Origin of the sequence: Lichenicoccus roseus, assembly GCF_005844085.1 — a bacterium.
Taxonomy (GTDB): Bacteria; Pseudomonadota; Alphaproteobacteria; order Acetobacterales; family Acetobacteraceae; genus Lichenicoccus; species Lichenicoccus roseus.
Map to the genome: position 1 here is coordinate 90630 of NZ_VCDI01000001.1, position 12192 is coordinate 102821.

The following is a 12192-nucleotide window of genomic DNA, read 5'->3' on the forward strand; positions in this document are numbered from 1 at the left end:
GCCGGTGAGGCGCCGTTCGCATCTGTTCGCCGGCGTCGTTCTCACAGTGCTCCTCGGTCTCTCCACCGGCCATGCCCGCGCCGGCGCGCAGGGCTTCGTTGCGGAGACCTATGGGCAGCCGCACCAGCTCGTAGCGGTACGGGGCACGCGACGGCTCAACCTCGTCTGTCTCGGGCAGGGCACGCCGACGGTGGTGTTCCTGTCCGGGCTCGGCAGCGGCACCTTCGACTGGCGCCGCGTGCAGCCGGCGGTCGGCAGGCTGACCCGGGCCTGCGCCTACGACCGCGCCGGCTACGGGTTCAGCGACCCGCTCGACGGACCGGCGGATGCGGATAATGCCCGCTCTGACCTGCATGCGCTGCTGCGCGCAACGATGCCCGGCCGGGTCATCCTGGTGGGCCACTCTCTGGGCGGCCTGTATGCGACGCTGTATGCCGAGGCCTACCCGAAGGACCTCGCCGGCCTGGTGCTGGTCGATCCGGCCTTCCCCGGCCAGACCCGGGCGATCGCACGAGCCGTGGGACCATCCGCCGCGCGCAAGCTCGCCGGCTGGCAGGCGGCGCAGATCGCCATGCAGGAAGAATGCGTCGTGCTGGCGCGGCGCGGCCTGTTGTCCACGCCGGCGGAGGCCGGGTCCGCTTGCCTCGACAATCCGGCGAATGCCGACTCTGACGTGCATCGGGATATCAACCGGGAAGCGATCACCGCCGCCTACGAGAGTGCGGTCGAGTCCGAGCTTCGGAACGCCAACCTGGCGGACGCCAGCGGACGGACGCGAGACGATCTCGAGGCGGCGCGCACGCGCGCTTCGCTTGGGTCGCTGCCGGTGGTGGTCCTTACGCACGGGGATGGCTCCGGGCTTCCAGGCCTCGACGCGGGCCAGCTGGCGCGCGAGGCGGCTGCCTGGAAGGCGGGCCACGATGCAATCGCAAGGCTCTCGAGCGATGGCGCCAGCATCGTCGTCCCGCAGGCTGGCCACTTCATCCAGCTCGACCAGCCCGGCATCGTGATCGAGCAGATCGCGCGTATTCTTGCGAAGGCACGTCGCTAGGGTGCCGAGTGGCCGCCACTCGCGGACCGGAGCTCCCCGACCTATCGCCACGGCGTGACGGCGCTGCCGCCGAAGACCAGGTGCCGGCGCGCTTCCGGAGTAGACAGGCCGTAGACCAGGCCGGCCTGCGGCGCACTGGCAGCTTCGAGCGCGGCACTCGCCGCGGCAGGCAGGCGCAGGCCGGCCGCGGCGATGTTGTCCCGCAGCTGCGACGGACGGCTGACGCCCAGCAGTGCCGTGTCCACGCCGGGCCGGGAGAGCACCCAGGCCAGCGCCACCCGCGCCGGGCTGGTCTCCAGGCTGCGGGCGACGTCGCGCACGGCTTCGACGATCTTCCAGTTGCGTTCGGTGAACAGCGTGTCGCCGAACGGGTTGGCACCGTCGAGCCGCCTGTCGCCCTCGGGCCGCGCCGCCCCATCGCCGGCATCGCTGGGCAGGCCGCCGGCACGCGGACCAGCCGCCGCCACCGCCGCCCGGTCGTACTTGCCGGTCAGCAACCCGTAGGCGAGCGGGCTCCAGGGCACCATGCCGAGGCCCATCGCGCGGGCAAGCGGCAGGTGTTCCGCCTCCACCTCGCGGTTCACCAGCGAATAGAAATACTGCAGGGCGATCGGCCCCGGACGCCCATGCGCGGTGGCCAGGGTGGCGACCTGCGCGACATACCAGGCCGGTGCGTTCGAGATGCCCCAGTATCGTATCTTGCCGGCGCGTACGAGGCCGGACATGGTCTCCAGCAACTCCCCGGCCGGCGTCACCGAATCCCAGACGTGCACCCAGTAGAGGTCGACATGTCCGGTGCGGAGCCGACGCAACGACCCGTCCAGGGCTGCGTGAACATGGACCGCGCCGTTGCCGCCGGCGTGCGGCCCACGCCCGGTCGCAAAGCCGGACTTGGTCGCGATGACCAGGCTGTCGCGCCGGCCGCGGTCGGCGATGATGGCGCCCAGCATCTCCTCGCCGGCACCGCCCGCATAGACATCGGCGGTGTCGACCAGGTTGCCGCCGGCTTCAACATAGGCGTCGAACACCGCCTCGGCCTCAGGGCGTCGCATGCCCCAGCGTCCGACCCCGAAGGTCATCGTGCCCAGGGCGAGCGGGCTGACCACCAGCCCGGAGCGGCCAAGCGTGCGGTAATCGGTCAATGACATCGAAGTGAATTCCATAGTGCTCGCTATGGAAGCTTGTCGGGTGGTTGCGGATGGTGGTCAAGCTTTCATATCGTTCGCTATGGAGAACTCCTTCCCCGCCATGCGGCGCTCAGGACGGCCGCTTTCGTTCGATCGCGAAGCGGCCCTCGCCGCCGCCATGCGGGTGTTCTGGCAGCACGGCTACGAGGCAAGCTCGGTCGCCGTGCTCACCGCGGCGATGGGCATCACCCCACCAAGCCTGTACGCGGCGTTCGGCGATAAGCAGCGGCTGTTCCTCGCGGCGGTCGATCGCTACCTGGGTGGCAGCGACCGGGTGACCGCAACCATCGCCGGCGCCGCGAATGCGCAGGACGCCGCGCGCGACCTGCTGACCGCCGCCGCCATCGGCGGGACCGGGGCGGACACGCCCGCGGGCTGCCTGCTGGCCAGCTCGATCGTCACCGGCTCGACCGCGGCAGCCGGAATACGCGAGGCGCTGGCCGCGATCCGGCGGCGCATCGAGACTGCATTGCGGTTGCGCATCGAAGGCGACATCGACGCCGGGCTGCTCCCAGCCGGCAGCGACGCCGAGATGCTCGCGGGCCATGTATTCGCCGTCGTGCAGGGCATGTCGACGCTTGCCAAGGACGGCGCCGGACGGGACAAGCTGCTGCGTGTCGCCGCCGGCGCCATGGCGGGCTGGCCGGGGCCGCGTTGATCCGCTTTCCCGGCCGGCGCACCGTTGCCGACGCATCGCACGCGCACCATCTGGAAGCATCATGAACAACTCGCCGGTCAGCCGCTCCCGCCGCCTTTCCCGCGCCCTGGCGGCGCTGCTGCTGCTCAGCGGCCTCGGCTTCGCGAGCCTGGGCGCCTCGGTGTCCGCCGATGCGCGTCCGGGCGGCGGCATGTCGATGGGCAGCCGGGGCAGCCGCACCTACAGCGCCCCGGCACCGACCCAGGTATTGCCCGGTGGCGCCTCGCCGTTCAGCCGCAGCATGACGCAGCGCCCCTACGGCGGCGGCTACGGCACGTCGATGGGCGGCGGCTTTGCCGGACGCGGTCACCCACTGGCGGCTGGCCTGCTGGGCGGCTTCATCGGCGCCGGCCTGGGCGGCCTGCTGCTCGGCCATGGCTTCTTCGGCGGCGGCATGGGCGGCGGCGGCCTGGGCGGTGGCGGCTTCCTCGGCCTGCTGCTGCAGCTCGCGCTGATCTTCTTCGTGGTGCGCTGGCTGCTGCGCCGCTTCACCGGTGTCAACGCACGCAGCATGAGTTCCGCCGCCGGCGCCGCTCCGGGCATGATGCCAAGCCCCGGCTATGGCGCGGCTCCGCAGGCGACGGGCTTCGGGGGCAACGCACCGCTGGCAATCGGGCCCGGCGACTACCAGCAGTTCGAGCAGACCCTGCGCAACATACAGGCGACGTGGACGCGGGCGGACCTCAACGGGATGCAGCGCCTCGCGACGCCGGAGATGGTCAGCTATTTCAACCAGCAGCTGCAGGACTACGCGCAGCGCGGCACTCGCAACGCCGTCTCGGACGTGCGGCTGGACCGCGGCGACCTTTCGGAGGCCTGGAGCGAAGGCAATGCCGACTACGCGACGGTGGCGATGCGCTACTCGATGATCGACGTCACCACCGACATGAGCGGCCGGGTTGTCGATGGCAGCCCGAACGAGCGCATCATGGCGAACGAATTCTGGACCTTCGTGCGCCCACGTGGTGGCAACTGGATGCTGTCGGCGATCCAGCAGGGCCGCTGAACGCGGCCGTGCCTCCCTGTATCGCCCGAACGTCGAGCCGGTGACCAGACGGGTCGCCATGCGGTAAGCCAGGTGCATCTGCGTCGCTTCCGGCGAATCGCGGCGACCAACGGTCTCCACGCTGCGGGAAGCTGTGATCCTGCCGCCCCCGGAGCACGCAGCCTCCAGACCGGCGAGCACGGCGGCGGAAAGGCAGCCGGCACCACCGAGAGGATGCTGCTGCGGGCATTATCGCCGCGCCCTCCGGACACCGCCGCCGTCGCCCGCGGAATGGCGTCAGGAGGCAGGACCAGGGCGAAGTCGTTCCGGTTCACACGGCGTCGTAGCGCATGTTCTGCAGGTCGGTGATCAGGTCCGGACCGGTAGGGTGCCATCCGAGCCGCTGCCGGGTCAGTGCGCCAGAGGCCGGCAGGTCCATGGTGGCAAACATCGCGAACCAGCCGAAATGGTCTGCAGCCGCTTCCGGCAACAGGCTGACCACCGGCACGCCGAGACCCTCCCCGACGATCTCGGCGATACGCCGGGCCTCGACGCCTTCCTCGGCCACCGCGTTGTAGCGCGTCCCCGCCGTCCCCTTCTCCAGCGCGAGCCTGTAGAGCCGCGCCACATCGCGCACATGCGCCGCTGCCCAGCGGTTGCGGCCGTCGCCCACATAGGCCGACACGCCCTTCTCGCGCGCCAGGGCGATCGCGTAGGTGATCAGGCCCTGCTTCACGGTGTCATGCACCTGCGGCAGGCGGACCACCGAGACGTTGACGCCGGCCGCGGATTGCTCGGCGCCGGCCAGTTCGGAGCCGATGCGCGGGTTCGGATGGTCGGTGTTGAACCCCTCCTCGGTCGCTGGCTGGCCCGGGACCATGCTGCCGATGCCGACCCCCGACGTGATCACCAGCGGCCGGTGCGAGCCGGCCAGGGCGCCCCCGAGTGCGGCGATGGCGCGCCGGTCCTTCTCGCAGTTCGCCTGGAAGTTCGAGAAATCATGGTCGAAGGCCAGGTGGATGACGCCATCCGCGCCGGCGGCAGCACCGCGCATGCTGTCCGGATCCTCCAGGGTGCCGTGATGCACCTCGGCGCCGGCCTCGACCAGCGCCCGCGCTCCGCTTTCGGAGCGGGTCAGGCCCACGACCCGATGTCCGGCCGCGATGAGGTCGGCAACCACGGCGGAGCCGATGAAGCCGGTGGCGCCGGTGACGAATACACGCATGATGAAAGTCTCCAGGGTGGTGGAGACGATTTCGGCGCGATCGCTATGCTGTTAAAGTAGTGATCTTATACAGGTAAAGCGATTACCAGGATGACCGTCTTGTCGGATGGCAGCTCGCTCGGCGCCTACCTCCGGAACCGGCGCACCAAGCTCGACCCGGCGTCTTTCGGGATCACCGGCAGCCGGCGGCGGACCGCCGGGCTGCGTCGCGAGGAGGTGGCCCAGCGCGCCAACATCAGCGCCACCTGGTACACCTGGCTCGAGCAGGGCCGTGGCGGCCGCCCCTCGGGAGACGTGCTCGACCGCATCGCCCGCGCGCTGACGCTGACCGAGATAGAGCGCGAGCACCTGTTCCTGGTCGGGCTCGGGCGTCCACCGGGGAACCGCTATCGCGGCTCCGATCCGATCACGCCTCGCCTGCAGCGACTGCTCGACGCGTTGACCAGCAGCCCCGCCATCATCCGGACGGCGACCTGGGACATCGTCGCCTGGAACCGCGCCGCCGCCGTCGTGCTGACCGACTACGGCGCCCTGCCGCCGGACCAGCGCAACATCCTGCGCATGATCTTCTGCGATCCCCGGATACGCTCCGCCAACCCGGAATGGGAGGCGGTTGCCCGCTTCGTGGTGGCCACCTTCCGGATCGATGCCGCTCGCAGCGGCGCCGAAGCCGAGGTGGCGCCGCTGGTGGAGGAACTGTGCCGGGCCAGTCCGGACTTCGAGGCGATGTGGCGAGAAAAGGACGTGCAGACGCACGGCGACGGCGTGAAGCACCTGAGCCATCCGAAGGTCGGCGCGCTGGCGCTGGAATACAGCGCCTTCGCCGTGGATGGCCGGCCCGATCTGGGCATGCTGGTCTACAACCCGGCGACGCCGGCGGATCGTGCGCTCATCGAGACGCTGCTGGCTTCCGCCCCGGCCTGACCGGTCCCGCCTCGAGCACCGGCCGCCGCGCCCACACCGCGAACATCACGATCCCGACCAGCGACAGGCTGAACCAGGTGATGGCGTATTGCAGGTGATCGTTCGGCGGCCGCGGCAGTGTCCGCTGCGGGTCCGGCAGCGCAGCCGAGCCCAGCGCGATCAGCGTGAAGGGCTCGGGCGCCGGCAGTCCGAGCGATGCCGCGATCTCGGGCGGATCGAGTGTGTAGTAGCGCCGGTGGCCCGGATCGTCCCTGGCGGACAGCCAGGTCGGGTGCTCGACAGGCCGGATGAACCCGGTGATTGTGGCCCGGCCATCTTCCGGCTTCGGCGGGAACGGCTCCCAGCCTAGATCGACCAGGATCGGCGGAGCACCGGGGCGCAGCAGCGGCTCGACCAGGTGGGTGCCCATCACCGCGTTGCCGTGCACATCGTCGCGCACATCGTCGGCATATGCGATCGCGTGACTGGCATCGAGCGTCCCGGACACCACGATCTTCTGGAACGGCGAAGGATGCGGCGGCAACGCCACCGGGGGCGACCGCTCGGCCTGGTCGATGCTCGCCAGCAGGGCCTGCTTCCAGGCCAGCCGGTGCACCTGCCAAACCCCGAGCGAGGTCGTCAGGCCGACCAGCAGGAGCGTGCAGGCAAACGGGACCGCCAGCCTGCGCAGGGACGGGAGGATTACTCGTGCACCGGGGGACCGGCGCCCCACCAGTAGATGCAGATGAACAGGAACAGCCACACCACGTCGACGAAGTGCCAATACCAGGCCGCCGCCTCGAAGCCGAAATGCCGTACCGGATTGAACTGGTTGGCGCGTGCCCGGAAGAAGCAGACGATCAGGAAGCAGGTGCCGATGATCACGTGCGCGCCGTGGAAGCCGGTGGCGATGAAGAAGATCGCCGGATACACGCCGCCGCCGCTGAAATGGAACGGCGCCTCCGAATACTCCATCGCCTGGCAGCAGGTGAACAGCATCCCGAGGATCACCGTCAGCCCGAGCCCCGCCACCAGTCCCTTCTTGTCGCCATCGATCAGGCTGTGATGCGCCCAGGTGATGGTGAAGCCGGACAGCAGCAGGATCATGGTGTTCATGATCGGCAGGCTGAACGGGTCGAAGGTGTGCACGCCGAGCGGCGGCCAGAGCGGCGCGTTGGACCCGGAGACGTTCTCCGGGAAGATCGCGAAGTTGAAGAAGGTCCAGAAGAAGGCGACGAACAGCATCACCTCGGACGAGATGAACAAGGTCATGCCGTAGCGCAGACCGAGCCTGGTCACCGGGGTCAGCAGCTTGCCGCCGACGCTCTCGGCGATCACCGTGCGCCACCAGAACACCATCACCGTGCCGACCATCAGGAAGCCGAGCACGAGGAGCCAGTAGTGGCCGAAATGCGCGGCGATCACGATGCCTGCCAGCGTCACCGCGCCGCCGAAGGCGCCGAACAACGGCCACGGGCTGGGTGGCGGCACGTAGTAGGGACGCGTGGCACCGTCGTCGGCAGCCGGAACGGCCTGGGTCTCAGTGCTCATGTTGCGCCCCTACCCCGTCAATGCGCCGCGGCCAACTTGACCATCGAGAGACCGTAGAAGATCAGGCAGAGCGCCACCAGGGCAACCAGCAGCGCCACGTTGCGTCCGCGCCGGCGGCGGACGAACTCGCGCGCCTCCGCCGGTGGCATCGGCGGCGGAAAGTCGGGGTCGTGCGGAAGCGGTGCCAACGCTCAGCCGACCAGGTGGTCGATCATCACGGCCAGGAACAGCAAGGCCAGGTAGGCCAGCGAATAGCGGAAGGTCTGCCGCGCTGGCTTGTCGTTGGTGAGGCTGACACCCTCCGCATCCTGGCGGTCGCGCAGCACGCGCCAGGAAAACACCAGGAAGCCGATATCGAGCAGCACCGCCGATACATCGTAGACCGGGCCGGTGAGCCGCAGCGCCACCGGCAGCAGCGTCGCCGCCGACAGCAGCACGGTGTAGAGCACGATCTGCCGGCGGGTATGGGCGGCGCCGTGCGTCACCGGCAGCATCGGCACGCCGGCGCGGGCGTAGTCCTTGCAGGCGTACAGCGACAGTGCCCAGAAATGCGGCGGGGTCCACAGGAAGACGATGGCAAACAGCACCAGCGGCATTACGCCGATGTCGCCGGTGACCGCCGCCCAGCCGATGATCGGCGGAAACGCTCCGGCGGCGCCGCCGATGACGATGTTCTGCGGGGTCGAGCGCTTCAGCCACATGGTGTAGATGAACACGTAGAAGGCGATCGAGAGCGCCAGCACGGCGGCGGCGACGGCATTGGTCGCCAGCCACATCAGGATCACCGAGGCGAACGACAGTACGATGCCGAAGCCGAGCGCATCGGCCGGCGCGATGCGCCCGTTGACGATCGGCCGCTTGGCGGTACGCCGCATCAGTGCGTCGATATCGCGGTCGTACCACATGTTGATGGCACCCGCCGCCCCCGCCGCCACCGCGATGCACAGGATGGCGATGAAGGCGACGAACGGATGGATACGCCCCGGCGCGATGAACAATCCGGCGGCGCCGGTGAACACCACCAGCGAGACCACCCGCGGCTTCAGCAGGTTGAGCCAATCGCGCGCCTCGGCACCGAGGGTGCCGGGCAGGGCGAGATCGGCCTCGGTAGGCCGGGATGCGATGCTATTCATGTCCAGCGAGCCCCATCAGCGCAGACGGGGCAACTCCTCGAAGGTGTGGTGGGGCGCCGGCGACGGGACCGACCACTCCAGGGTGGTGGCTCCCTCGCCCCAGTAGTTGGCGCCGAGTGTCGGCTTGCGGCTGAAGGTGATGGCGATCACCAGCAGGAAGACCAGCACCGAGGCGCCGGAGATGAAAGCGCCGATCGAGGAGACATAGTTCCAGCCGGCGAAGGCGTCCGGGTAGTCCGGGTAGCGGCGTGGCATGCCGGCGGCGCCGAGGAAATGCTGCGGGAAGAAGGTCAGGTTGACGCCGATGAAGGTCATCCAGAAATGGATCTTCCCAAGTGTCTCCGGATACTCCTTCCCGGTCATCTTGCCGATCCAGTAGTAGAAGCCGGCGAACATCGAGAACACCGCGCCCAGCGACAGCACGTAGTGGAAGTGCGCGATCACGTAGTAGGTGTTGTGCAGGTACTGGTCGAGCGAGGCATTGGCCAGCACCACGCCGGTGACGCCACCCACCGTGAACAGGAAGATGAACCCCACCGCCCACAGCATCGGCGTCTTGAACTCGATCGAGCCGCCCCACATGGTCGCGATCCAGGAGAACACCTTGATGCCGGTGGGCACCGCGATCACCAGCGTCGCCGCCATGAAGTAGGCCCGGCTGTCCACCGAGATACCCGAGATGAACATGTGGTGCGCCCACACCACGAAGCCGACTACGCCGATGGCGATCATCGCGTAGACCATGCCCAGGTAGCCGAAGATCGGCTTCTTGCTGAAGGTCGAGACCACGTGGCTGATGATCCCGAAGCCGGGCAGGATCATGATGTAGACCTCGGGATGACCGAAGAACCAGAACAGGTGCTGGAACAGCACCGGGTCGCCACCGCCCTGCGGGTCGAAGAAGGCGGTGCCGAAGTTGCGGTCGCAGATCAGCATGGTGATGGCGCCGGCCAGTACCGGGATGGCCAGCACCAGCAGGAAGGCGGTGACCAGCTGCGCCCACACGAACAGCGGCATCTTGTGCAGCGTCATGCCCGGAGCGCGCATGTTGAAGATGGTGGTGATGAAGTTGATGGCGCCGAGCAGCGACGAGATGCCGGACAGGTGCAGCGAGAACAGGGTGAAGTCCATCGCCGGGCCGGATTGGTAGGTGCCGTTCGACAGCGGCGGGTAGAGGGTCCAGCCGGAACCCGAGCCGGTGCCCCACAGCAGCCCCATCATCGTCATGAAGAAGCCGGCGACCGCCATCCAGAGCGACATGTTGTTCAGGCGCGGGAACGCCATGTCGGGCGCGCCGATCATCAGCGGGATGAACCAGTTGCCGAAGCCGCCGATCAAGGCGGGCATCACCGAGAAGAAGATCATGATCAGCCCGTGCTGGGTCACGATCGCATTCCAGACCTGGCCGTTCGGCACGATATGCGAGCCCGGATGCAGCAGCTGGGCGCGCATGATCATCGACAGCGAGCCGCCCGTGATCCCGGCGACGATCGCCAGGATGATGTACATCGTCCCGATGTCCTTGTGGTTGGTCGAGCAGAACCAGCGCACGAAGAAGTTGGCCGGGGTGTGGCTATGGTCCGCATGACCATGTTCGGCACCATGCCCCCGTTCGAAGGCGACGTGCCCCGAACCCGGAACCGGCTGATGCCCGTCATGCGTGGTTACCGACATCCCAAGCCTCCTGCGTCCGCCGGTCGATCCGGCGGCGCCTCACCCGATGTATAGATCGTAATGCGCGGCAACAGGAGGCCGCGTTATCGCGATGCCGCGAGTTGCACCCGCGCCGTCCGCCGCGGAAGGGTCTCGCTGAACCGCGCCTTGGCGTCCTTCAGCCACTGCGCGTAGTCAGCCTGGCTGACCGCGTGCACCTGGATCGACATGCCGTCGTGGTTGATGCCGCAGATCTGGTTGCACTCGCCGTAATAGTCGCCGGGTTTGTCGACATCGAACCAGGTCTCGATCATCCGGCCTGGGATGGCATAGCGCTGCACCCCGAGCGACGGGATGAAGAAGCTGTGCAACACGTCGCCGCTGGTCAGCAGGATGCGCACGCTCTTGCCGACCGGCACCACCAGCGGATTATCCACCGCGAGCTGGCGCAGGGCTCGCTGCTCTGGCTTGAGCTGCTTTTCCGGGATCATGTAGCTCTGGAAGTCGAGCCCGTCCTGGTCGGGGTAGTTGTACTCCCAGTACCACTGGTGCGCGGTGACCTTGACGGTCAGGTCCGGATGGGTCGCCCGGTCCTGGTAGTAGACCAGCCGGAAGGACGGAATGGCGATCACGATCAGGATCAAGACCGGCACCGTGGTCCACAGGATCTCGATGACGGTGTTGTGGCTGGTCCGGCTCGGCACCGGATTCCGCTTATGGTTGAAGCGGAAGATCACGTAGAGCAGCAGGCCGGCCACGAAGGCCGCAATCGCGATGATGATCCAGAGCACGAAGGTGTTCAGCGACTGCATCTCGGACTGCACCGAGCTGTGCGGCGCCTGCAGGCCCATCTGCCAGGGATGCGGCACCTGCGCCTGGGCCGCTGCCGAAAGGCCCATTGCCAGGGCGGGCACGGCCGACAGCGCGGCAAGATGCGAGCGCACGTCCCGCCGGGCGGGAGATACATCGCGCGCGCCACGCATCCTCGGCCTCGCTTTCTGCAACACGGTGCAGGAGGTATCCGAGACGGGCCTTCTTATCAAGCGGCGCGACCGTATCCGGGGACGCAGGCCGTCCGGGCTGCCACGCAGTCGGTTCAGGCGCTACGCAGCAGCACCGGCGCCGGATCGCCGTTGGTCAGCGTCACCAGGGTGAACAGCCCCGCCGGGGGCACCGGCTCGATCCGCGCCCGCGCCCGGTCCGCCGGCGGCAGCAGGCTCTCGATGGCGAAATCCGGATGCCAGCCCAGCGAGCGGGACGCGCGCGCCATGCCCCGCTCCACCGCCAGCCGGATGCCGCCATCGGCGAGAAAGTGGTTCACGAACAGGATATGGCCGCCGGGACGTACCACCCGCCGTAGCTCTCCATAGAGCCGGCGCGGGTTGGGCACCACCGACGCCACGAACATCGCCACCGCGATGTCGAAGCTGCCATCGGCGAACTGGGTCTCCTCGGCATCCATCTCGAGCAGGGCGTCGACATGATCAAGGCGCTGGCGCGACACCCGCATGCGCGCCCGGTCCAGCATGTCGCCAGACAGGTCGATGCCGGTGATGCGCTTGCCACCGGCATAGCGCGGCAACGCGAGACCGGTGCCGACTCCAACCTCGAGCACGCGCTCGCCGGGCAAAGCGTTGACCGCGGCGACCGCGCGACGCCGGCCGAAGGCGGATATTCCGCCGAAAACGTTGTCGTAGACGCCCGCCCAGCGACGATAGGCTGCCTTCACCGCCTCCGCATCGAGGGCGGAGCGCGGCACCGGACCGTCCGGGCCACGAGGCTGATCTTGTATGGCGTGGCTCATCGG

General features: G+C 68.5%; 13 protein-coding genes. 4 read left to right on the forward strand and 9 right to left on the reverse strand.

What is annotated here, in order from left to right; genetic code table 11:
- Positions 1-4: 4 nt before the first annotated feature.
- The gene (locus FE263_RS00360) at positions 5-1051 is read left to right on the forward strand and encodes an alpha/beta fold hydrolase (RefSeq protein ID WP_171033858.1); all 1047 of its coding nucleotides are present in this window, start codon (positions 5-7) and stop codon (positions 1049-1051) included.
- Positions 1052-1092: 41 nt separating this feature from the next.
- On the opposite strand, the gene FE263_RS00365 is transcribed toward FE263_RS00360, so the two are convergent.
- On the reverse strand, positions 1093-2199 hold the full coding sequence (locus FE263_RS00365) for an aldo/keto reductase (RefSeq protein WP_138323983.1): 1107 nt from the start codon (positions 2197-2199) through the stop codon (positions 1093-1095).
- Positions 2200-2299: 100 nt separating this feature from the next.
- Here FE263_RS00365 and FE263_RS00370 point away from each other — a divergent pair, with 100 nt between their 5' ends.
- Positions 2300-2896, forward strand: a complete 597-nt coding sequence (locus FE263_RS00370) for a TetR/AcrR family transcriptional regulator (RefSeq protein WP_205880222.1) — start codon at positions 2300-2302, stop codon at positions 2894-2896.
- 61 nt (positions 2897-2957) lie between these two features.
- Complete coding sequence (locus FE263_RS00375) at positions 2958-3941, forward strand: Tim44 domain-containing protein (RefSeq protein WP_138323984.1); 984 nt, start codon at positions 2958-2960, stop codon at positions 3939-3941.
- Between the two features lie 310 nt (positions 3942-4251).
- Here the strand turns inward: FE263_RS00375 and FE263_RS00380 are convergent, their stop codons facing one another.
- On the reverse strand, positions 4252-5145 hold the full coding sequence (locus FE263_RS00380; protein WP_138323985.1) for an SDR family oxidoreductase: 894 nt from the start codon (positions 5143-5145) through the stop codon (positions 4252-4254).
- Positions 5146-5244: 99 nt separating this feature from the next.
- Here FE263_RS00380 and FE263_RS00385 point away from each other — a divergent pair, with 99 nt between their 5' ends.
- Positions 5245-6069, forward strand: coding sequence for a helix-turn-helix transcriptional regulator (locus FE263_RS00385; protein WP_408886123.1), 825 nt, complete (start codon positions 5245-5247; stop codon positions 6067-6069).
- Here FE263_RS00385 and FE263_RS00390 read toward each other — a convergent pair.
- The 7 genes from FE263_RS00390 to FE263_RS00415 all read right to left on the reverse strand — a co-directional run bounded on the left by FE263_RS00390 (position 6035) and on the right by FE263_RS00415 (position 12189).
- Positions 6035-6781, reverse strand: a complete 747-nt coding sequence (locus FE263_RS00390) for an SURF1 family protein (protein ID WP_171033859.1) — start codon at positions 6779-6781, stop codon at positions 6035-6037. The genes FE263_RS00385 and FE263_RS00390 overlap by 35 nt on opposite strands.
- Positions 6751-7599 carry a cytochrome c oxidase subunit 3 gene (locus tag FE263_RS00395; protein WP_138323987.1) on the reverse strand — a complete coding sequence of 283 codons (849 nt, stop codon included), beginning with the start codon at positions 7597-7599 and terminating at the stop codon, positions 6751-6753. The genes FE263_RS00390 and FE263_RS00395 overlap by 31 nt, the downstream gene beginning before the upstream one ends.
- 17 nt (positions 7600-7616) lie before the next feature.
- Positions 7617-7787 carry a hypothetical protein gene (locus tag FE263_RS21945; protein WP_171033851.1) on the reverse strand — a complete coding sequence of 57 codons (171 nt, stop codon included), beginning with the start codon at positions 7785-7787 and terminating at the stop codon, positions 7617-7619.
- Between the two features lie 3 nt (positions 7788-7790).
- Complete coding sequence (locus FE263_RS00400) at positions 7791-8732, reverse strand: heme o synthase (protein ID WP_138323988.1); 942 nt, start codon at positions 8730-8732, stop codon at positions 7791-7793.
- Positions 8733-8747: 15 nt separating this feature from the next.
- Positions 8748-10406 carry a cytochrome c oxidase subunit I gene (gene ctaD / locus FE263_RS00405; protein WP_138323989.1) on the reverse strand — a complete coding sequence of 553 codons (1659 nt, stop codon included), beginning with the start codon at positions 10404-10406 and terminating at the stop codon, positions 8748-8750.
- Between the two features lie 83 nt (positions 10407-10489).
- Positions 10490-11368, reverse strand: coding sequence for a cytochrome c oxidase subunit II (gene coxB / locus FE263_RS00410; protein WP_240758915.1), 879 nt, complete (start codon positions 11366-11368; stop codon positions 10490-10492).
- A 113-nt stretch (positions 11369-11481) separates the two neighbouring features.
- Complete coding sequence (locus FE263_RS00415) at positions 11482-12189, reverse strand: class I SAM-dependent methyltransferase (RefSeq protein WP_138323990.1); 708 nt, start codon at positions 12187-12189, stop codon at positions 11482-11484.
- Positions 12190-12192: the final 3 nt, after the last annotated feature.